Raw genomic sequence first — 22,053 nt, forward strand, 5'->3', positions numbered from 1 at the left:
GTGCTAAGCCAAATGCGCAAAATTTTCTACAGGCGCAATTCTACCTCAGCTGTTATGGTTTGGGCTTGTCATGATGGAAAAACTGCGGTTCAGTAGGGTTTTAGTGCGAAATCTTTAATGCAGATCAGCTTGCCGTTGGAAAATTGCAATTTTCAGAGGCGTCCTTTGCTCTGGTACAATGGAGGGCTTCGGCCTCTTTCGTATTCATCATTGTGGGTAAGCTGCGTGTTGAGGTTTATTGACTGAACTTTAGTCGTGAATACATAAAATTTATTACATGGGCGCTGCGAGGCTTTACATCCCTTTTGAGATCAATTGCGCGGATTTCGCAGCATCACTCCATTTTTCACTGGAAAAAATATGACCAAGCATATATCTGCTGACATGGTTGTCAGTTTGAATTACCAAATGTTTGATAAAGCGGGCCAGTTGATCGACAAAAACGTCAATCCTATTGTCTATTTACACGGCGGCTACGACAACATTTTACCAGCGGTCGAGGCTGCTTTGGAAGGGCAAACCGTTGGTACTACTGTTTCAGTCAGTATGGGGCCGGAAGACGCTTTCGGTGAGGTTGACCCCGCCTTGATCCACGAGGAAGATGTCGGACTTTTTCCGCCAGATTTGGAAGTGGGCATGATGTTCGAAACACGCGATCCGGAGACAGGTGAGTCGGCGCACTATCGCATTACCGATATCGATGCGGGCAAAGTCACGGTGGATGGCAATCATCCTCTAGCTGGCATGAGTTTGCGTTTTGAAGCCGAAGTGCTTGAGATTCGCGCCGCAACCGAAGAAGAAATTGCGCATGGCCACGTGCACGGCGCTGGCGGTCATCACCACGAATAAACCTCGAGGAATTGGGGATGTGTCTCCAAATTCTTGAGTGTTAAGTTGTTGGTGAAACTATTGAAGAAGTTATATGAGGAGATGATGGTCCTATGAAGGATTATTACTTCGTTCTAGGCGTTCCTAGCAATGCATCGTTGGCGGATATCAAGAAGGCCTATCGCGTCAAGGCGGCTGAGTATCACCCCGATCGTAATACGTCGGAAATGGCTCCAGCTCAATTTCATGCGGTCAAAGAGGCCTACGATGTGCTGGCGGATGAAGATGCACGTGCAGCGTACGATGAAAATCGTCGTCGCAATTTGCTGGAGTCGCCCATCGAAACAGCCACCGAGATTTGGCAAAATTATTTAACAGGAGTCTTGCAGTGAAGTTGTCGCGGTATTTTCAAGAATTAATGTCGGCTTACAAAGCTGAATTGGATGATATGCGTACTGATTCAGAAGGTAAGGATGTCATGCGTCATCGTCTTAAAGAAAAGCGCGAGCAGCTACCATTTTTGATGGCGATGATGGGTGAAAATCCAGAAATGCTAGCACCCGCTTTTCATGGCGCTTTCATGTTCATGAACCCTTTGAGTTTTGAGAGTTTGATCTCCAAAGAGGCCAATAAATTACCGAGCTGGAAGAGCTTGTCCAGTGCTGTGAAAGTGGAGCCATGGGCCGACAAGATGGTGAAAGAAGTGCTCGCTGATGAAGCAGGCGATCGCTTCATGGTGACCGCTGCTTGTTTGGAATACCTGAGCCGTAGTCATCAAACTAAGGCCCGCGCGGTGCCAGAATCATCAAGCGATGAAGATGACGAAGATCAAGGCGATGAATTTGATGATCGCGAAGAGAGCGATGTCGATGGCCACTATGGTCGTTACGGACGTGATGATGGCGACGATGGCGATGATCGTGATCTTGAAGAGGCTGGTGCGGATTGGCTCGCGGAACAAGGTTTCGATCGTAAAGATTAAGTGAAAAAATAGTGTGAGTAGTGATTCGATCTGAAGCGCTCGCTTCATGAATCACTATTTGAAAACAATGTTTTGAATGAAGGACTAAGGATGACTATGCATTATCCAGCATTGATTGAAGCACAGAGTTTGATTAAGTCCGGCGATATCGCTGGTGCCGAAAATGCCCTGGCAACCCTTGCAGAAACCGAAGGCGATCAAGCGCTCGTGGCGGCGCTGGACGAATTTCCAGCCAAGGATTTGTTGGCGATTATTCGTGAGTACGATGCCTCCAAAGAGTCCTTGGTCAATTTGTTAGTGACGCCTGAACAGTTCGCACAAGCGGTTGTGCTTGAGAAGCGCTACAAAGATCTCACACATGAACAACTGCGCGGCATGATTAATTCCGTCATCTTTCGCGATGGTGCTGATCCGGCAGAATTTTTATATGAGATTGGTGAAGTTGAAGGCGGCTACGATTCACTCGCTGACTATCTGCAAGATCGCACCCAGATGGTGGAGCATTTCTATCGTTACGCGACCTTTGATTTGTATGAGTACGGTGATGAGAGTAAGACACAAGCGCTCGACGATGATCTCTTGAGTTTGACGAGTGATACTGATAGCAAACCAGCTTCTTTGGATCGTGCCAGTGTAGAGGATCACGATTGGATGGAAGTGACCTACATCTTGCGCTACGAATTGCCAGAAATTTTCCGTGAAGTGTTGATGAAATTGCGGGCCCGTTACCAGGCTTATTTGCGCAATCTGCAAGCTGATGAATTGGCTGAATTGCAGGGCAGTGCCGAAGAGGATGATGACGATGAAGCGCCAAACGCCAAGAAAAACAATGATGATGGCGACGATGATGAAGAGGAATCGGCTTTGTAACACAATGCTAACAGTTGCATAGCGTAGCCCTGCGACTGTACTACTGTGCGACAGCGCGATAGTTCGACTTACATTGACTTCATCTTTGATTGAAATGACAGATCATCAACAAGCGATTGCTCTTTATGACGATAGACCGTTTTTTGAAACGGCACTGCGTCATGGCGTGCGTAATGCGTTTATTACTCGTGCCAAGATTGAGGCTATCAATGCCGAGGCACCGAAGGGACTAGTCCAAATTGCTGAAGCTTTTGGTAGTAAATACTTGCGTCCTGAAATAGAGACTGCGCGCAAGCGCATCGTCAACCTAGCGAGCTTATATTTATTGGAAACCTCGCAAGGTGATCTTGATATTGCCGCTAAGTTGATTCGCGATAATACCTTCCTAACGCTTTCGCGCGGCGGCTCAGGCCTACTCAAGGCACTCTTTGCGATGCCTGAATATGCATTACTGGGGCGCGAACAAAAGGGACGTGTGGAAGAGTTCTTAGAAGTCTGGTCGCTCAAAGAAAAGCCGCAAGAATATCGTAATCTGTTGGCGCATCGTCAAGCGAATGCATTGGAAATTGAAGCCGGTCTGTGGTTTGGTCGACAAATGGACTTAACGCAAACCGAGTTGCAAGAAGAGGATGCGGAAGCGGGCGCTGTGATTCGCACTGGCTTGCTCAAAATGCTCCTCGATGAGCCAGATCTGCCGATTGAAAATCAAGTTGAATTTGCAAGTATCTTGGCTGATCTGCGCAAGAAGTTGAAGTCAAAGAAAAAGTCGATTTTTACCGATCTGCAAGACGATAAAATAGGTCGTGAATTGTTGGCGGCAAATGCAGTGCCAATCAAATTTCATGATTTGTGTGCGCAAATTCTTGGCGAGATCGCCATGCGCGATCTGACTCTAATTCAAGACGCGAAGAATAGTCTCGACCGCTTGGTATTCGAACTTAAAGAACGCTATTACATATGTGCGCATGAGCTCGAAGATACTTCTGAGTACGATGCTTTGGTTTCGAAGGAATGGGCGAAACTGACCAAAGGCAAGACTGATGTCGATTCTTTGATGACTCTGTTCCTCTGTATCGCTGCGGGTGCAACGCCAAAGACCAGCATTCCAGAAAAGACCGCGAAATCCATGGTCAAGAAAATTCGCGAGCAAGGATTGCAGGTCGACGAAACAATCAGTTGGATCAAAAATACCGCGCCGCATGAAAAGCAAGAAGGTTTGCTGGAAGACTGGGTAAGGTTCGTTGAAGAGGCCAATATTTATCTGCTCGACGATTGGGATACGAACTATTCGGGCGCCTTGCGCTTTCTGCGCGAGCATTGTCATGTGGTGAAGGCGGAAGCGAAATCGAAATAGTGGCGCAAGATAAAGGCACGAAATAATGAGCTCGAAATAAAGAGCCCAGAATAGAGGACTTTCTTCTTCCTACCAAAAACTCACATACAGTTTGCTGACAAAGAAAAATCCCATCGAACTTTCGTCCTATGGGATTTTTTTATGCTCGAAATCAGACGTCAGCTTAAGCGCTGAGCAATGATTTTTACCATGCTGCGTTCAAGGTGTATTTGCCACTAGTTGCACCCGTGCCACCAGAGTAGTAAATCACTTTTGCGTACACGACTTTAGCAGTTGTGCCAGTGTTTGCATTCGTGATGGTATCGGTCGCGCCAGTGCCATTTGTGCTTGAACTCAGTTTTGTGCCAGTACTGCTGTACAACTCCAGATCATAGTCTGATGTCGCGTTTGGCTTCAATGTCAACGTCAATGTTTTACCAGCTGGAATGCTGACTTTGAAGTAGTCGACGTCTGTGCTCGCGCTCATTGTGCCGTTCACCAGAGTGTTGGCGGTAGCGATGTTATTGGCCGTCGCAGTTGTGTTATTGCTTTCGGTTTCATTCATCGTTGCACCTGGTGGAGTCACTGCAGCCAGGATGTTTTGCGCTTCGAACTTCGCTTTGAAGGTGTTGGCGTAAGTTGGGTCGGATGGGAACAGAGTATTGGCCGCATTCACGATCGCAGTCGCCATTGCTGGCATCTTGATGTTGGCACCTAAACCAAAGTGGGCTTCCAAAATAATCTTATCGACGTTCTCACGTGGTTTGCCTGCAGCAACCAAGGAAACCAAAGATTGGAACAACGGTGCAGACCATAGTTCGTCAGATTGAAAGGTCACACCAGCTTCCGTCACAGATGTGTGAGCGCCGTAAGATTTCGTGCTGTTGTACTTGGCATCAGTGCGGTTCAACATGCGGCCGGCCCAGCAAGAGCCATGGCCATCCCAGCTGAATGCCCATTCTGGATGGTAAAGTTTTCCATTTGCTGTGCTGTAGGAATATGAGGCAGCCCAGTAGTCACCAAAACCTTCGCCCATCGCACCAGTGTCGCCACCGCTCCAGCTCGAATTGATATTGGCTTGAATGCCATGACCATATTCATGCAAGATGACGTCTGCATCTTCGGAATCATTTACGCAGCCATGACCGAAGGCGAGGTAATCGTTGGCGCCGCCGCTATAGTGCGAATTGTCATCACCGTTGACGCCGTCTGTATCAACATTAAAGGGGCGATTAATGATGGACTTCGTGCCAGTAAAGCCAAGTGATTGAATATAACGTTGGTTTTGATCTAGGTGAAAGTAGACATTCGTGTCATCGAAGGCATTGTTGCCGCGCTTTGCTGTCCACACACCATTCGTGGTTGTGCTTGGTGCGGTGTTAGGTGCTTCGATGTTGGTGATGTTCACGTAAGGACCACTCAACTTGTACACACCATTGGTGACAGTGAGGTCACGTAGGGACTTAGTCGAATAGGCAGCATCAAATGCACTAGCTGCCGACGTGTCTGTCAGGCTATCTGTTTTGAGTGCCGTACGTGGATCCGGATCAAACACAAGACCAGATCCGTTGATGCCAGATGCTACAGTTGCGAGGGTCGCGATGCTATTTGGACTTTGAGAATTTGTGCTGGAGCCTTTTGCGGCAAACTCTCTCATCGCTTGTTGACGATCTAAAGTTGGGGCAAAGGAATTGCCGCGAGCCTCAAAACTGCGATCACCGTTTTTGCCAATACGTGGAAGTGAAGTCGAGTAATAGCTCATGAGTTCGCCACTATGTGCATTCAACAACTGAACGTAACCACCAGTTGGCATTTGCGCTGCAATATTGACTTTATGTGCCAACTGAACGCCATCTTTTGTCGGGACCCAGACCAAGTCTGCTTTGGGTGCACTGACCAGCGAGTGCTGCACCTTCATATTGTTCCATGCACGGTCCATAGCATTTTCGGTGTCGACGCGTTTTTTCACATAGAGCTGATTCACCGCATCCGCATCCATTTTTGCTGAGATGTGTTTAGTCTCATTAAAGATTTTTTGGACTTCGCCGGTCTTACTGATGGACACAACAATTTCAGCGCGATCAACTGGATATCCACGCAACACTTGTTGGTAGTAATAATGCTTACCTGTGAGTGAATCTTGTACGCGAGTTAAAACGAGATTGCTCAGGTCGCTTGGCAAGCCAAAACGTGCAGCATGTTGGCGCAATACGTCTTGTGGATTGGATGCTTTGTAACCGCTAAAGAAGGTCAAGTTTTCAACCTCGTGATTGTTTGCTGCCTGAATGCTGGTGGCGAATGCGAGCGTGAGCATGGACGCCAGTACTGTCTGAACTGGATATTTCATTTTGTCTCCCTTTTTCGTTTTGTGTGATATGCACTAATCGTGGTTCTTGTTGACCTATTTGAATTGAATTTTGATTAATGCGGGATCTAGTATAGAAAATAAGTTTGTCGGAAAATAGTCGTCATAAACAGGGAAAAACAACGAAGTGCGCGACATTTTGACTAGTCTGCACGATATATTGTATCTTCGAATTCCCTTGCGGAAATGAATGGTTGATAACTTCGTTTTATCTCGATTGCGTGAAAATAATTCCTCATTTTCGAACGTTCGATGCACATGAATTTGATGATGTGCATGAGCGCTAACTGTGAATTATTTTTTTCGTAAAGAGTGCATCGATTGCCGATTTTTTTTGTGGCCTTACAGTCTTTCAAAATGATTGGGCTTTTTTTTGATGTGATCAGACTCTTGTTTCATCACGGTTTTCTAAGGTTTCATCGCAAGGCAGGTGGCTTTCATTCATCTCTTGATAAAGTATCTTGCAATGAATACTGATCTACAGATTGAACGATGTATGCGATGGTTTCAATCGAATGAAATAGGATTTGGATGGAGGCGATATGACGTGGGCTTTACAGTTTCAAGGTGTGCATAAATACTACGGAAATCAGCATGTCTTGCGTGGACTTGATTTGCTGGTTCCCGAGAGAAGTGTGTTTGCTTTTCTTGGAAATAATGGTGAGGGCAAGTCCACTGCAATACGCTTGCTATTAGGCTTGGCGAAGATGGATCGTGGCGAAATTCGCTTGTTCGGATCCGCCGTCCAAAAAAACAAAACAGAAAGTTTGCGTGATGTCGGATGCTTGGTCGACTCTCCCAGTGCATATCCGAATTTAAATGCACGTGAGTTTTTGGAGATCGCGCGTTGTATCAAGGATTTGCCAAAGAGCGAAATTGATCGCGTATTGAATTTGGTGGGAATGAAATACGCTGAGAGGGTTTTGATTGGGAAATATTCGCTCGGTATGAAGCAACGTCTTGCTCTTGGTCATGCATTGATGGGACAACCGAAGCTCTTGGTGTTGGATGAACCCACCAATGGCTTAGACCCAAGTGGAATTCAAGAAATTCGAAGTTTGATCCAAAGCTTGCCCGAGCAGACAGGCACCACCGTTTTTGTATCTAGCCATCAGCTCGATGAGGTCGAAAAAGTCGCTACGCATATGGCCTTGTTACGCGGGGGAGTTGCCCAATTTTCGTCGAGCTTAGATCAGTTCCGTCGGGCTTCGAAGGCAGATTTGGTGATCGAGACCAGTCAGGGGCAGCAGGCTTTTGATGTGTTGCGTGAACTTGGTTGCGAGGTGACGAAAGTTTCAGAGACACGTGTTCGTGTGAAAAAGTTGATGAATTACGAAAGTTGGCAGCTGCATCAATTTTTGGTGAATGCAGGCGTTCGGCTGCAGACGTCTTACTTTGAAAGTGTGAGCTTGGAACAGTGGTTCACACAGCAAATGAAAACCAAGCAAACGGAGGCTATATGATCTTGCGCCTATACCGAATTGAGCTCTTGAAAGTGCGCCGCTCATTGGCTCTCATGATGGCGTTTGTTTGCCCACTCATGGTGGTCGCTTTGAATTTTTTGATTCAACTGAAGAGTAAGCATCCGCCACCATGGAATATGTTTTGGATGGGCATTACAGGGCTATGGTCTTACTTCATGTTCCCGCTGTATATTGCCCTTGTCACTGCACTCCTTAATGGGAATGAACATAAGAATTCGACTTGGCGGGTGATGTTGAGTTTGCCTATATCCTCAAATCAACTCTATACGGCGAAACTGGCGCTTGCTTTTACATTTGTCTTGTTGTCCAACATCGCTTTGTTCGCTTTTGGGGCTTTAGCGATCCAAATCCTGGCATGGACAGGAATCTCGACGGAGGGTGCCTATCAATTTTCCTTTGCGAATGCAATCACCATGCTCACTTTTACTTGCGCACCCGTTCTTCTTTTTCAGCATTGGTTGAGCTGGCGCTTTGCGAATATCGTAGCTCCCTTGACTTCTGGTGTGGTTGGGGCGATGGGGATTATGCAGATTGGTCAGTCCAAGGATTGGATCTATTATCCTTGGAGCTATACGATGATGGCGATGAATGGCAGTAAGCCTGAGATGAGAGAGCAAGCGATTTTGCTCACGGTGTTTGTCGGTGCAGCATTGCTGTTGGCTTCCTATTTTTGGTTGGTGAGAACAAAACATGAGTTTCGTTGAATGCTCAGTCCTGCAGCGAATTTTTTTGAACTTAGCGTGATCATTTCCTGTTGATCACGCTGACCGGGTTATCTCAGTGCTCGCTTTTCCTCTATGCTAGGAATAGAAATACTGTCGGTTTCTTATGAAAGTCAGGAGCCTGATTCTTTTCCAGCCGTTTCTTCCAATCCTGTGCTGTTAAGGTGCACACTTTTTCACTTGCTAGACTCAAGTCGGTAGCAACGCAAATGCTCGTGTTGGCTTGGCAGGTGTTGGCTAAGGCCTCTAACATCGCAGCGTTGCGGTAAGGTGTTTCGATGAGGAGCTGTGTTTGCTTTTCCTTGCGGGAACGTTCTTCTAATTCTTTAATGCGTCTCATGCGTTGTGCCGCGTCGGTGGGAAGATAGCCGTTGAACGCAAAACTCTGGCCGTTGAGCCCGCTCGCCATCAGGCCAAGAAGTAGCGATGACGGTCCCACCATAGGCCGTACTGGGATATTCTTTTGATGCGCAAGTCGAACTAGATTGGCACCAGGATCTGCCACAGCTGGTACGCCTGCCTCTGAGATCAAACCGACATCGTGCCCATTCATTAGGGGCGATAATAGGCCTAATAAAGCGTCTTGCGGAGTGTTGACGTTCAATTCGGCAATCTCAATTTCCTGCAAGGGTTTCGATAATGGATGTTTTTGATGAATCATCTTCAAAAATGCACGCGTAGTTTTTGCATTTTCGGCGACAAAGTGGTCGAGTTTTGCGGTCAGGTCTTGGACATACTCTGGAATAATTTGAGTGAGGGTACTCGCATCGTTGGTATCTTGGCCCAAGGTGTTGGGAATCAAAAATAAAGTGCCGGTCATGAATGAATTCTTTGTCGAAAAGGTGTTGTAAGCAATGCTTAAATAAGGTCGTGAATCAAATCGGTAGGGGCTTTATGTGCCGAAAAACGGTACGCCTCGATTGCGTAGCATGTCGGTCAGCGCGATCAATGGCAAACCAGTCAGCGACGTCGGATCATCGCTATGGATTGACTCAATTAAAGCAATGCCAAGGCCTTCGTTCTTAGCGGAGCCGGCGCAGTCATAAGGCTTCTCGATGCGCAAATAAGCGTCGAGTTCCGCCTCACTTAAGCTGCGGAAGCGGACGCGGGTTTGACTATTGACCTCTTGAATGTTGGGAGTGTCGACATTACTACGTCCATCCAACACGCAGAGCGCTGTATGAAAAATGACTTCACGTCCCTGCATTATGCGTAACTGCTCCATCGCTCGTTCGTGATTGCCTGGCTTGCCAATTTGTAGGTCGTCTAAGGTCGCGACTTGGTCAGATCCAATCACGATGGAATTGGTATGTGATGCTGCGATGTGCTGCGCCTTTTCACGCGCTAGCCGTATCGCGGTGTCGGCAGGACCTTCGTTTTTTTGCGGTGATTCATCGATATCTGGTGCAATTGAAGTAAATGGTAACTGCAAGCGTGCCAGCAGTTCGCGTCTGTAAGGCGAGCTTGAGGCGAGAATGAGTTGAAAAGTGCTTTGCATGGTTGACGGACGCAGAGAATGAAATGAAAGTAGTCAGGTTTTCTTATTCGATTTGGTCTTTTGAAAGGTTTTTTTGCGCGTTCGCTTCTGATTTGCTTTTCCAGAATATAAATACATGTATGTTTGACTAGAGCTGAGAACTACCGCCGAAAATTACCACTGAAAGATACCGAAATTGTGATTTCATTAAATAAATGTTAAAATTCGACAAGATTTCCAGAAAATAATCGCGCAGAACTTCCTAAAAACGCGCTAAGCCTTTGACTACTAAGGTGTAATCCTGTTATTATCGCAGGTTTTCTGGGTCTAGAAATCCTATGCAAGCATTAGTTATTGACGCTTTTTCGTTTTGCCAGCAAAAAGAGCAACGAGAGGGTAGCGCAAAACTCGCCGATTTCCCGCGTTTGGCGGCCGAAAGTGCGAATGCTGATGCCATAGTGAATTGGTCTTTGTCCGGTGGTACTAATCAGCTGGGACACCCAAAATTAACTGTGAGCGTGAGCGTCACAATCGAATTGATGTGTCAGCGTTGTCTGACGCCGTTCGAGTTTGAGATCGACTCACAGTCAGAATTGATTCTCGCCAAAAACGAAGAGCATGCCGATGAAATTGAGGAAATGCTTGAGGATGACGAGGTTGATGTAGTAGTAGGCAGCAAAACGTTCAATATCATGGATGTGGTTGAGGACGAAGCGTTGCTGGCAATACCCCAATCGCCCAAACATGCAGTATGCCCTGATGTCGGTTCATTCAAGCAATCAGAGGCAGCGAACAATGTCGAAGCGGCAGATTCAGCGAGCACAAGCGGTAAAGTGTCTCCATTCGCTGTACTGAAGAAGTTGCAATGAAGATTTATGGGCGTACCTAGTGGCATTATTCTGAAAAAACACTCAGGTCGAAGTATTGTTAGGGATTCTTGAAAGGCAAACGAGGTTTGCTTGTCGATTCAAGTGTGTTAAATTTTAGAAACATTTTTTGAAGTATTAGGAGTTATCATGGCCGTTCAGCAAAATAAGAAATCACCATCCAAGCGTGGTATGCACCGTTCACACGATTTTCTGACTGCACCACAGTTGGGTATCGAGCCAACAACTGGTGAAGCGCATTTGCGTCACCACATCAGCCCTAACGGTTTCTACCGTGGTCGTAAAGTTTTGAAAACTAAGAACGACGAGTAATTCGGGCTTAGTAGGTAAGTAAGCTAAAAAAGCGGCGTTAAGAGTCTTGTACCTAACGCCGTTTTTTTATGGTTTTTCAATAAGTCCTCCGTTTTTAATGTAACTTTTTCGAGTTGCATTCGCTCTGATAATGCCGTCCGCTTATGGGTGGAGTCGAAGGTTTCTGGGAAAGCGTAGGGTCGGAATTGCTTGGCAGGATTGCTAAACTATTCTCAAACTAATCAAAATTTTCCCCATTTTCACCGTTGATTTTGTAAATTTCGGGTGAATGTTTGCCGCATTCTTGATAAGATTAGCGCCCTTGGAGTGGGGAAATTAGTAACATTACATGACAATAAAAATCTCTATTGACTGTATGGGTGGCGATCACGGCCCGGCAGTCACCGTCGCCGCCGCAGTCTCGTTTGCGTCGCGCCAGTCGGATGTATCGTTCTTGTTGGTTGGAAATGAGGAAATTCTTAACGCAGAACTGAGGAAGTATTCTTATTTGAATCATCCACAGATGACCGTCGTTCACGCTAGTGAAACGGTGGAAATGGATGATCCGATTGAGATTGCGCTGCGTAAGAAAAAAGACTCATCAATGCGCGTTGCGATCACCAAAGTGAAGGATGGTGAGGCGCAGGCTTGCGTGTCCGCTGGAAATACCGGTGCCTTGATGGCGATTTCGCGCTATGTGTTAAAAACCATGGCGGGAGTCGATCGTCCAGCGATTTGCAGTATCTTGCCGAACCAGAAAAAAATGCCGACGTACATGTTGGATCTGGGTGCAAATGTCGACTGCGAGCCGCAGCACTTGCACCAATTTGCCATTATGGGCTCGGCCTTGGTGAGTGCCTTGGAAGGGAAGGCGCGTCCGACCGTTGGATTGCTCAATGTTGGCGAAGAAGACATCAAGGGTAATGATGTTGTGAAGCGCACAGCGCAGCTCTTGCGTGCAGATCATGAACGTGGTCTGCTGAATTTTTATGGCAACATCGAAGGTAATGATATTTTCAAGGGGACGACCGATATCGTTGTTTGTGATGGCTTCGTTGGGAATGTCACTTTGAAGGCGGTTGAGGGTTTGGGGCGATTCGTAAAAACGACGATGACGGAAGCCTTTAAGAGTAACCCTCTAAACATCCTTGGTGCATTAATTGCACGCGGGGCGCTTAAGCGCATTTCAACTACCATGAATCCTTCCAACTACAATGGCGGCAGTCTGCTTGGTTTGCGCGGGATTGTCATTAAGAGCCATGGTAGTGCTGACAAGTATAGTTACGAATGGGCGATACAGCGTGCTTTTGACGCGGTCAAAAATGATGTGATGTCGCGCATCTCAACTTCTCTCGCAGAACTAATGCCAGCGCCCGAAGAGGCGAGTGGTTCTGCTTCAAATTCTATGACCTCACAAGAAAACGCATGACTTTTTTTAGCAAAATTATCGGCACGGGTAGTTATCTGCCGCCGAAGCGCGTTACGAATCAGGAATTGGCTGATCAACTGGCCGCTCGCGGGATTGAGACGTCTGACGAGTGGATTGTTTCGCGTAGTGGTATCTCTGCTCGCCATTATGCGGAAGCCGACGTCAACTCGAGTGATCTTGGTGTCGAGGCGGCGAAGCGTGCCCTCGAGGCAGCCGGTCTTCAGGCGAACGATATCGATATGATTATTTTGGCGACTTCGACGCCAGATTTCTTTGGTGGCTTTCCAAGCACCGCATGTATCGTTCAAAAGAAACTCGGGATTACGAATGGTGGCGCGGCGGTTGACGTGCAAGCGGTATGTAGCGGTTTCATTTATGCGATGGCGATGGCTGATAGCATGATTAAATCGGGCACTCACGAGAAAGTCTTGATCATTGGCGCTGAAGTGTTCTCTCGCATCCTGAACTTTGAAGACCGCACAACATGTGTGTTGTTCGGAGATGGGGCTGGTGCGATTGTGATGGCACGCTCCGATAAGCCTGGTGTGTTGGCGACTAAATTGCATGCGGATGGCAGTCAGTCTCACGTATTGTGTGTGCCGGGACATGTTAATAATGGCGTCGTGGCCGGCAGTGCTTTCCTGTATATGGATGGACAGGCCGTATTTAAGTTGGCTGTGACTGTACTCGAGAAAGTGGCTAACGAGGCTTTGGCGTTGGCGGGAATGACGGCTGATCAAGTTGACTGGTTGATTCCGCATCAAGCCAATATTCGCATCATGCAAAGTACTGCTAAAAAAATGCAGTTACCTATGGATAAATTGGTGGTCACGGTTGATCAGCACGGCAATACATCGGCGGCATCAATTCCATTGGCGCTTGATGCTGCGGTCCGCGATGGTCGTGTTAAGCCAGGGCAAACAGTCATGCTGGAAGGCGTTGGCGGAGGCTTTACATGGGGCGCAGCTCTAGTGAAGATGTAAATCGCTGAAGTCTAAAGAGATAAGTTTAATTACATCGTACTAACTAGAATAGATAAGTCGAGAAAATAAAATGACACAATTTGCTTTTGTTTTTCCAGGCCAAGGTTCGCAAGCGATTGGCATGTTGAATGGTTTTGCCGGTAATGCTGTAGTTCAACAAACTGTGCAAGAAGCATCTGATGCTTTGCAAATGGATTTGGGTAAATTGATTGCCGAAGGTCCAAAAGAAGAATTGGATCTCACAACAAATACGCAACCCGTGATGTTGACTGCGGCTGTTGCTTGTTATCGTGCATGGTTGGCGGCTGGCGGGAAGGCGCCGCGTATCGTCGCTGGTCATAGTTTAGGTGAATACACTGCCTTGGTCGCTGCAGGTGTGATTGCATTTAAGGATGCAGTCCCTATGGTGCGTTTTCGTGCTCAAGCAATGCAAAGCGCCGTGCCGGTCGGTCAGGGTGGCATGGCTGCAATTTTGGGTTTGAGTGATGCCGACGTAATCGCTGCATGTGCCGAAGCGGCTGCATCGACTTCAGCTGTCGTTGAGGCGGTCAATTTCAATGCACCGGCACAAGTTGTTATCGCTGGTGCAAAAGCTGCAGTTGAGCGCGCATGTGAATTGGCCAAAGAAAAAGGTGCAAAACGCGCTTTGCCTTTGCCTGTTTCTGCGCCTTTCCATTCTTCTCTGTTAAAGCCTGCGTCTGATCAATTGCGTGATTATTTGGCCGCAGTGAACTTTACCGCGCCAAGCATTCCATTGGTCAATAACGTCGATGTTGCAGTGGTAACTGATCCAGCTTTGATTAAGGATGCCTTGGTGCGTCAAGCAGCGAGTCCGGTGCGCTGGGTAGAGTCCATCAATGCGATTGCAGCGGCGGGGGTGACCCACGTTGTTGAATGTGGCCCAGGTAAGGTCTTGGCGGGCTTAACGAAGCGTATCAATGGCGAGCTCGTTGGTGAGGCATTTTACGACCAAGAAAGTTTGGAAAAGGTCTTGGCATTGTTGAATGCTTAAAATATAGAAGGCGCAAGCCGGTCTTTCCAAGATATCTAAGCAGATTAGCTTTTAGAATTATTTCAGAATAATAAGAGTGAGGACAAATAAATGACTCAAGCATTGCAAAATCAAGTGGCCTTAGTGACAGGCGCTTCACGTGGTATTGGTAAAGCGATCGCGGTCGCTTTAGCGCAAGCTGGCGCTAAAGTGATTGGTACAGCAACCTCTGAATCGGGCGCGCAGGCTATCTCCGAATACCTGAAAGAAGTTGGTGACGGTGCAGGTAAGGGCGTGATGTTTAATGTGAATGACGTTGAACGTTGTGCTTCTCTGGTCGATGAAATTCAAAAAGAGTTTGGTAGCCTTTCGATTCTGGTGAATAACGCAGGCATCACCCAAGATCAATTGGCGATGCGTATGAAGGAAGATGATTGGGATAATGTCATTTCTACCAACTTGAATTCAGTCGCTCGTTTGTCACGTGCAGTTTTGCGCGGCATGATGAAAGCCAAGCATGGGCGCATTATTAATATCACCTCAGTCGTTGGCTCTTCTGGTAATCCAGGTCAAATGAACTATGCTGCAGCTAAAGCTGGTGTGGCGGGTATGAGTCGCGCATTAGCCTTGGAAATCGGTAGCCGTAACATCACCGTGAATTGTATCGCTCCAGGCTTTATCGATACCGATATGACGAAGGCACTCACGGACGATCAAAAGAATGCCATTTTGGGTCAAATTCCTATGGGTAAGTTAGGTCAGCCGGAAGACATCGCCGCTGCCACCGTATTTTTAGCATCTCCTAGCGCCGGATATATCACAGGAACGACGTTGCATGTCAACGGTGGCATGTATTTGTGCTAGGGTTTTGATGTATAATAATCGTTTTTCGCCGACGTTCGGCGGAGATAAGAGTTGAGCACTTAAAATGCTTTTTTTGCGCGCAAACCTGATACAATGCGCGCACTTTCTGTAACCACAAATGGAGACATACATGTCCGATATCGAACAACGCGTTAAGAAAATCGTCGCTGAACAACTTGGTGTGCCAGAAGCAGACATCAAAATTGAATCCTCCTTCGTAGACGATTTGGGCGCAGACTCTCTCGACACAGTTGAGTTGGTAATGGCTCTCGAAGACGAATTCGAAATGGAAATCCCTGACGAACAAGCAGAAAAAATCACGACAGTAAAACAAGCGATCGACTACGCAACAGCGCACGTCAAGGCTTAATACAGTCTGATAGCTTTATCAATTCCAGGAGAGACGCTTGAGCCTCACGAGTAAACGTCGAGTTGTAATCACTGGTCTAGGTTGTGTGTCTCCAGTCGGCAATAATATTGCCGACACATGGGCCTCAATCATTGCCGGTAAATCTGGTATCGCTACGATTACCAAATTTGATGCAACACCTTTCTCTACCCACTTTGCTGGTGAGGTGAAAGGCTTCAATATTGAAGACTACATTCCTGCTAAAGAAGCACGTAACATGGATACTTTTATCCATTACGGTATTGCTGCAGGGGTGCAGGCTTTTCAAGACTCGGGTATCACAGTCACTGAAGAAAATGCTGATCGCATTGGTGTGATTGTGGGTTCTGGTATCGGTGGTTTGCCACTGATCGAGAACACCAAAGAAGTATTGATGGAACGCGGCCCACGTCGCATTACGCCATTCTTCGTTCCCGCTTCTATCATCAACATGATTTCTGGGAATTTGTCGATCAAGTATGGATTGAAAGGCCCTAATTTGGCCATCGTCACAGCTTGTACGACAGGTTTGCATTGCATCGGTAATGCAGCTCGTATGATTGAATACGGCGATGCTGATGTTATGATTGCAGGCGGCGCTGAGTCAACCATCTCTCCTCTTGGATTAGGTGGATTCGCGGCTGCACGTGCTTTGTCTTCGCGTAATGATGATCCTGCAACTGCATCTCGTCCATGGGACAAAGACCGCGATGGTTTCGTCCTGGGTGAAGGTGCTGGCGTCATGGTGCTTGAAGAGTACGAGCATGCCAAAGCGCGCGGTGCAAGAATTTATGCTGAAGTATTAGGCTTCGGAATGAGTGGTGATGCCTATCACATCACGACGCCGACGGTTGATGGTCCACGTCGTAGTATGATTGGTGCCCTGAAAAACGCAGGTTTAAATCCAGATCAAATTAGCTACTTGAATGCACACGGTACTTCTACGCCGCTCGGCGATAAGAATGAAACTGATGCGATCAAGGCAGCGTTTGGTGACCATGCTTACAAGATGACGATCAATTCGACCAAGTCGATGACTGGTCACTTGTTGGGTGGCGCTGGTGGTTTGGAATCTGTGTTTGCGGTTCTCGCTGTGTATCATCAGATTTCTCCACCAACGATCAATATCATTAATCAGGATCCTGAATGTGATCTTGATTATTGCGCCAATGTCGCACGTGAAATGCCAATCCAATATGCAATGAAAAATTCATTTGGTTTTGGTGGTACAAACGGAACTTTAATTTTTGGCAAGGTCTAGTTTCCTAAATTAGTCCATGTTGTATTAAAATAAACGCCGCACGATTTGTGCGGCGTTTTTCATTTGAGGCATGGCAATGAAAACTCCATTCACGTTGCGCATTCGCCCGTCTTTTGCGCTCAGATTTCTGATCCTGGTGCAATTCGTTATTTTGATAGCGATTGCTTTCTATTTCTTTTACTTGAAACAGCACATACTATCTCTTGTAGTCATTGCAATCCCAATAATATGCATTTGGCGTAACTTTTCAGTAGGTTACTTTGACCATCTAACTCAAGCTTTTCAGTTTCAATTTTGTAGCGACGCAAAACTCATTCTCAGAGCAGTGGGCGCAGGAAATCAAATTGTATGGGAGCGGTCATGCGTTATTTCGTATGCTAGTCGTGTATATGAGTATTTAGTCATTTTGATATTGAAGGATGATGGTGGGAAATGCATCTATCTTCCTCTGCTTTTTGATGCTCTCAGTAAAGAAGAGTTTAGATTACTCAAGAATCATATCTTTTATGCGGTGTCGAAGACTTCTTCGAATCTTGCATAATATCAACAGAAAAAATGAACTTTCAAATTGGCGTTCAGTCATAGGTAAAAATAGCTTAGCTTTAGATCATAAAAATAATGAAAATGGGTAAAGAAGCGTGACGACAGAGCGCGAGATTGATCAATTACTGGTTGAGCGCGTTCAACAGGGTGATAAGAGAGCATTTGAGCTTTTAGTTTCTAAATATCAAAGGAAACTATTTAGGCTCGTGTCTCGGCTCGTCCATGATCATGCTGAGGCTGAGGATGTCGTTCAGGAGGCCTTCATCAAGGCGTACCGTGCTTTAGCGAATTTTCGGGGTGATTCAGCTTTTTATACGTGGCTTTATCGAATCGGCATTAACACAGCTAAAAATTATTTAGTGACGCAAGGAAGGCGAGCTCCTACTTCGACCGATTCCGATGTGGATGAGGCTGAGAGTTTTAACGATGCCGAAGGACTGCGAGATATCAACACTCCAGAGTCTCTAATGGCGAGTAAGCAAATCGCGAATACCGTGAATACGGTCATGTTGTCTTTGCCGGAGGAACTGAGAAATGCGATTACATTGCGCGAAATTGAAGGCTTGAGTTACGACGAAATTGCAGAAGTGATGGCGTGCCCAATTGGAACCGTGAGAAGTCGAATCTTTCGTGCACGGGAAGCAATTGCAGAGAAATTGAGACCTTTGATTGGAACGGCAATCGATCAGCGATGGTGAATATCGTTTCAAGATCTGGAATTTCGAATTATTAGTGTGACATATAAAACCTAAAACAAAAATTATTGAATTTTATCGGGGAAGTTAAAATGGATACGTCGGATAAGTTGAAGCAGCAAGTGTCGCAAGCGGTTGATGGCGATCTTAGCGAGGAACAGCTGAGTCAACTAATTGCGCAACTACGAACCGCAGATCGAGAGGTGCTCGTCGATACTTGGAATGAATTCCATATGGTCGGCGATTTACTTCGGTCAGACGAGCTTTCTTCGCCACTAAGCACCAACTTCAGTGCGAAAGTCATGCAGTCTCTCGATTCAGAGCCGATCTTAGTGCGGCCGCCAGCCGGCACGTCAAATTATTCGCGCACGCAAGTTCCAACGCACGAGCTTCCCGCTGCGGCGAATGCGCCGCGCTATCTGGCCATCACCAGCATTGCCGCTGCTGTGATGGTTGCATTTGTCATGGCGCCACAAATCATCGCAAGTTTTAATCCTGCATCTATCAATTCGAATTCGATGGCGAAAAATGAATCGAGCGATTCTTTTTCGAATAACGTTCGACTCGCATCAAATTCACGTCCTGACTCAACTCAATTGGAGGATGCCGCTCAGCGAAGCGATGCAAACAATGGGAATACATCAAAAAGTCAGACTGCAAAAGAAACAGAGTTCGCCCAAAAATTGGAAAACCAGGTTGAGATGTTAAGAGATCCACGTCTCGACAGCTACTTGCAAGCACATCAGAAAGTATCGCCAACCTTTGATAGTAGTGCTCGTCATATTCAACGTGCAAATGTTGTTCCTGAAACGAATGAAAAGTAAAGGATGAATATGCGTCATTTGTCGCAGTTTTTTTGTCTCCTACTTAGTCTCGCGCTGGCACATTTCAGTGTGCCTGTATCTGCGCAAGGCATTTCAGAAGAGGCAGAGATTTCGAAGATCCTTCAAGCCACACAAACCGCAGCTAAACGACTCAATTATTCGGGAACATTTGTGTATCAACAAGGTAATCAGATTCGCACATCTCGAATTACCCATGCGTTTGATGCCGAAGGCGAGGCCGAAAAATTGGAGATCTTGGATGGAAAACCTCGTGAATATATTCGTCGTAACGGCGAAGTTAGTTGTTACTTACCCGACGCCAAATTGATTCAGATTGAGAAGAATCTGACGCAGGAAGAATTCCCTGCATTGTTGAGTGAAAATGCCTCTCTTTTACCTCAATCATACTTTATTAAGAAAGCACAAATAAGTCGTGTAGCTGGCGCGGAATGTCAAGTTTTAAGCCTGCAGCCGAAGGATGGCTTGCGTTATGGCTTTAGACTGTGTGTTGAGAAAAATTCCAATTTATTGCTCGGCATTCAGACTTTGAATGCGCGTCAAGAAGTGATTGAGCAAATCGCTTTTACCCAAATCAACATTGGAGAGATTGATAAGACACGTATCAAGCCGAGTTACGCCGGTACGAATTCTTGGAAAACTGAATATTTGACAGTAAAAGCTAACGTTAATTCAGGCTGGTCAGTGAAAACTTTGCCAGCGGGTTATAAAAAGACACTTGAAACTCGTCGATTCATACCTATGTCAGGCTCTGCGGCTGATGCAGATAACGGAGTGTCAAGATTGAATGAGGTCGTTCAGATGATGTTCTCCGATGGCTTGTCGACCTTTTCAGTCTTTATTGAACCGAACAGCGGAGATCGGACAGAGGGAAGTTTGCAGCAAGGAGCTATGACGATTACAGGTAAGCGTCATGGAGATTATTGGATTACCGTGGTTGGTGAGGTCCCAGCAGCCGCAATTAAGCAAGTCGTGAGTTCTATTCAATCGAAAAAATAGGGTAAAAATTTGATGGTGATAACATGAAACATGTTCGATCTTTTCCAATTCAAAAACATCTTTCTATCTTAATTTCTTCTCTCTTAATTAGTGCCTCAGTCTTTGCGGGGATCAGCTATTTCGGATCCTCCTACGATGCCAAAGCACAAGTTCCGTCGAGCTTGCAGAGCGAATCGGCGAACCAGGCACCTGTTCTTGTAACGGGACTTCCAGACTTTACTCAGTTGGTCGACAAAACTAGTCCTGCTGTGGTGAATATCCGAACGACCCAAAAAATTTCGCAAATGCAGTCCGATCCGTTTGCTGAAGACGATCAGGCACAAGAGTTTTTGCGACGTTTTTTTGGCATACCAGCACCAACTCAACCTAATCCACGCAATCGGCGCCAAGCTCCGAAACAATTGGAGCAAGAAGTACCACGTGGCGTCGGCTCAGGTTTTATCGTCTCGCAAGACGGTTACGTGTTAACCAATACACATGTGGTTGATGGTGCGTCTGAGGTGTACGTCAAGCTCAATGACAAGCGTGAATTCAAAGCCAAAGTGATTGGTAGTGATCGCCGTACTGACGTTGCTGTATTGAAGATTGATGGGTCGAAGTTGCCAACGATTCGTATCGGCGACTCGGACAAGATTCGCGCAGGTGAATGGGTGATTGCGATTGGGTCACCGTTTGACCTCGATAATACAGTGACTGCGGGGATCATTTCTTCCAAAGCGCGCGACACCGGAGACTTCTTACCTTTGATCCAGACCGATGTGGCGGTGAATCCAGGTAATTCAGGTGGACCATTGATCAATATGCGTGGTGAGGTCATTGGTATCAACTCGCAAATTTATAGTCGTTCTGGTGGCTACATGGGTATCTCGTTTGCAATACCAATCGATGAAGCCATGCGTGTGGTTGATCAGCTCAAAACTACCGGTACCGTCTCACGTGGCCGTCTTGGAGTGGAAGTGGGCGATCTCAGTAAGGAAGTGGCTGAGTCTTTAGGATTGCCGAAACCACAGGGCGCTTTGATTGCGCGAGTTGAGGCCGGTGGTCCAGCCGACAAAGCTGGTCTACAGGACGGAGACGTCATCTTGAAATTCAACGGGGCAGCGGTTGAGAAACGCTCTGATTTACCCCGCATTGTGGGTGGTACTAAGCCTGGTACTAAGGCGACCATAACCATCTGGCGAAAGGGAGCTCAAAAAGAAATGACAGTCGTCGTTGGACAAGCGGAGCCGGATAATGCGGCTGCTAAGGCTGATAAGAAATCCAAGAAGGATTCGACTTCAAACGTCATTGGGGTGACCGTTTCTGATCTCACAGAGGCGCAAAAACGTGCTGTTCCAAATGCCTCCGGTGTCGTCATTGAAAGTGTCGAGGGCGCTGCTGCTTTGAGTGGTTTGCGACCAGGTGATGTGATCTTGATGATGAATAATGTCGATGTGAAGGATGCAAAACAGTTCGAATTGTTGGCCTCTAAGCTCGATTCTAAGAAACCTGTTGTGCTGTTAGTTCGATCTGGTCAATCATCGCAGTTCGTTGTGATTAGACCGGTGCAGTAAATGTCGTAAGTTAAGACTATTAAGCCAACTCGAAAGCGCGATGTGTCAAAGCATCGCGCTTTTTTATAGGCTCTTCAGGTAGATGCCGACGGATCTTGAAGAGGAACTGCAACCTAGAACTACAAATATAGTGATCGTAACCACCCGATAGGCTAGCTCTCGAAAATCTGGGATAATCCTAGGATTCGAATGATTTACAAACCTTACGAAATTCTCGATTTTTTTCAATGTTGCGATTCACTCTCTATTCACGTAGTTATTGTCAC

23 protein-coding genes are annotated in these 22,053 nt (G+C 46.6%); 20 read left to right on the forward strand and 3 right to left on the reverse strand.

Annotated elements, in window-relative coordinates:
- The first annotated feature begins 360 nt into the window (after positions 1-360).
- From RF679_RS08940 to RF679_RS08960, 5 genes are all read left to right on the forward strand, one after another.
- Entirely contained in the window at positions 361-849 is a 489-nt protein-coding gene (locus tag RF679_RS08940) for an FKBP-type peptidyl-prolyl cis-trans isomerase (RefSeq protein WP_309483857.1), read from the forward strand.
- A gap of 92 nt (positions 850-941) precedes the next feature.
- Positions 942-1,220 carry a DnaJ domain-containing protein gene (locus RF679_RS08945; protein ID WP_309483858.1) on the forward strand — a complete coding sequence of 93 codons (279 nt, stop codon included), beginning with the start codon at positions 942-944 and terminating at the stop codon, positions 1,218-1,220.
- Positions 1,217-1,810 carry a hypothetical protein gene (locus RF679_RS08950; RefSeq protein ID WP_309483859.1) on the forward strand — a complete coding sequence of 198 codons (594 nt, stop codon included), beginning with the start codon at positions 1,217-1,219 and terminating at the stop codon, positions 1,808-1,810. Before RF679_RS08945 ends, RF679_RS08950 begins: the two co-directional genes overlap by 4 nt.
- Positions 1,811-1,900: 90 nt before the next feature.
- Positions 1,901-2,680: a hypothetical protein gene (locus tag RF679_RS08955; RefSeq protein WP_309483860.1), complete on the forward strand. Its 780-nt coding sequence runs from the start codon at positions 1,901-1,903 to the stop codon at positions 2,678-2,680.
- Between the two features lie 94 nt (positions 2,681-2,774).
- Positions 2,775-4,034, forward strand: coding sequence for a hypothetical protein (locus RF679_RS08960; RefSeq protein ID WP_309483861.1), 1,260 nt, complete (start codon positions 2,775-2,777; stop codon positions 4,032-4,034).
- A 184-nt stretch (positions 4,035-4,218) separates the two neighbouring features.
- Here the strand turns inward: RF679_RS08960 and RF679_RS08965 are convergent, their stop codons facing one another.
- Positions 4,219-6,360: a hypothetical protein gene (locus tag RF679_RS08965; protein WP_309483862.1), complete on the reverse strand. Its 2,142-nt coding sequence runs from the start codon at positions 6,358-6,360 to the stop codon at positions 4,219-4,221.
- A 560-nt stretch (positions 6,361-6,920) separates the two neighbouring features.
- Between RF679_RS08965 and RF679_RS08970 the strand changes: the two genes are divergently transcribed.
- Together RF679_RS08970 and RF679_RS08975 are read left to right on the forward strand one after the other, a co-directional pair.
- The gene (locus tag RF679_RS08970) at positions 6,921-7,841 is read left to right on the forward strand and encodes an ATP-binding cassette domain-containing protein (protein ID WP_309483863.1); all 921 of its coding nucleotides are present in this window, start codon (positions 6,921-6,923) and stop codon (positions 7,839-7,841) included.
- A complete protein-coding gene (locus RF679_RS08975) occupies positions 7,838-8,566 on the forward strand; it encodes an ABC transporter permease (RefSeq protein ID WP_309483864.1) in 729 nt (242 codons plus the stop codon). The genes RF679_RS08970 and RF679_RS08975 overlap by 4 nt, the downstream gene beginning before the upstream one ends.
- A 91-nt stretch (positions 8,567-8,657) precedes the next feature.
- On the opposite strand, the gene RF679_RS08980 is transcribed toward RF679_RS08975, so the two are convergent.
- Entirely contained in the window at positions 8,658-9,404 is a 747-nt protein-coding gene (locus tag RF679_RS08980) for an SAM-dependent methyltransferase (RefSeq protein ID WP_309483865.1), read from the reverse strand.
- Between the two features lie 72 nt (positions 9,405-9,476).
- Entirely contained in the window at positions 9,477-10,082 is a 606-nt protein-coding gene (locus RF679_RS08985; protein ID WP_309483866.1) for a Maf-like protein, read from the reverse strand.
- Between the two features lie 317 nt (positions 10,083-10,399).
- On the opposite strand from RF679_RS08985, the gene RF679_RS08990 reads away from it, so the two are divergent.
- The 13 genes from RF679_RS08990 (at position 10,400) to RF679_RS09045 (ending at position 21,787) form a co-directional block, all read left to right on the forward strand.
- Positions 10,400-10,930 (forward strand): YceD family protein, encoded by a 531-nt coding sequence (locus tag RF679_RS08990; protein ID WP_309483867.1) that lies wholly within the window; start codon positions 10,400-10,402, stop codon positions 10,928-10,930.
- 147 nt (positions 10,931-11,077) lie between these two features.
- Complete coding sequence (gene rpmF, locus RF679_RS08995; RefSeq protein WP_309483868.1) at positions 11,078-11,260, forward strand: 50S ribosomal protein L32; 183 nt, start codon at positions 11,078-11,080, stop codon at positions 11,258-11,260.
- A gap of 328 nt (positions 11,261-11,588) precedes the next feature.
- Positions 11,589-12,668, forward strand: a complete 1,080-nt coding sequence (gene plsX, locus RF679_RS09000) for a phosphate acyltransferase PlsX (protein WP_309483869.1) — start codon at positions 11,589-11,591, stop codon at positions 12,666-12,668.
- Positions 12,665-13,651, forward strand: coding sequence for a beta-ketoacyl-ACP synthase III (locus RF679_RS09005; protein WP_309483870.1), 987 nt, complete (start codon positions 12,665-12,667; stop codon positions 13,649-13,651). Before plsX ends, RF679_RS09005 begins: the two co-directional genes overlap by 4 nt.
- 70 nt (positions 13,652-13,721) lie before the next feature.
- Positions 13,722-14,663, forward strand: a complete 942-nt coding sequence (gene fabD / locus RF679_RS09010) for an ACP S-malonyltransferase (protein ID WP_309483871.1) — start codon at positions 13,722-13,724, stop codon at positions 14,661-14,663.
- Between the two features lie 90 nt (positions 14,664-14,753).
- The gene (gene fabG, locus RF679_RS09015; protein WP_309483872.1) at positions 14,754-15,506 is read left to right on the forward strand and encodes a 3-oxoacyl-ACP reductase FabG; all 753 of its coding nucleotides are present in this window, start codon (positions 14,754-14,756) and stop codon (positions 15,504-15,506) included.
- Between the two features lie 130 nt (positions 15,507-15,636).
- Complete coding sequence (acpP, locus tag RF679_RS09020) at positions 15,637-15,876, forward strand: acyl carrier protein (RefSeq protein ID WP_186915376.1); 240 nt, start codon at positions 15,637-15,639, stop codon at positions 15,874-15,876.
- 37 nt (positions 15,877-15,913) lie between these two features.
- Entirely contained in the window at positions 15,914-17,155 is a 1,242-nt protein-coding gene (gene fabF / locus RF679_RS09025) for a beta-ketoacyl-ACP synthase II (RefSeq protein ID WP_309483873.1), read from the forward strand.
- A 76-nt stretch (positions 17,156-17,231) separates the two neighbouring features.
- Positions 17,232-17,696 carry a protein YgfX gene (locus tag RF679_RS18905; RefSeq protein WP_373921764.1) on the forward strand — a complete coding sequence of 155 codons (465 nt, stop codon included), beginning with the start codon at positions 17,232-17,234 and terminating at the stop codon, positions 17,694-17,696.
- A 97-nt stretch (positions 17,697-17,793) separates the two neighbouring features.
- A complete protein-coding gene (rpoE, locus tag RF679_RS09030; protein WP_309483874.1) occupies positions 17,794-18,396 on the forward strand; it encodes an RNA polymerase sigma factor RpoE in 603 nt (200 codons plus the stop codon).
- A gap of 89 nt (positions 18,397-18,485) precedes the next feature.
- Positions 18,486-19,217 (forward strand): sigma-E factor negative regulatory protein, encoded by a 732-nt coding sequence (locus RF679_RS09035; RefSeq protein ID WP_309483875.1) that lies wholly within the window; start codon positions 18,486-18,488, stop codon positions 19,215-19,217.
- 3 nt (positions 19,218-19,220) lie between these two features.
- The gene (locus RF679_RS09040) at positions 19,221-20,234 is read left to right on the forward strand and encodes a MucB/RseB C-terminal domain-containing protein (RefSeq protein ID WP_309483876.1); all 1,014 of its coding nucleotides are present in this window, start codon (positions 19,221-19,223) and stop codon (positions 20,232-20,234) included.
- Positions 20,235-20,257: 23 nt separating this feature from the next.
- Positions 20,258-21,787 (forward strand): DegQ family serine endoprotease, encoded by a 1,530-nt coding sequence (locus tag RF679_RS09045; RefSeq protein ID WP_309483877.1) that lies wholly within the window; start codon positions 20,258-20,260, stop codon positions 21,785-21,787.
- Positions 21,788-22,053 lie beyond the last annotated feature (266 nt).

This window comes from Undibacterium cyanobacteriorum (genome assembly GCF_031326225.1).
Taxonomy (GTDB): Bacteria; Pseudomonadota; Gammaproteobacteria; order Burkholderiales; family Burkholderiaceae_D; genus Undibacterium; species Undibacterium cyanobacteriorum.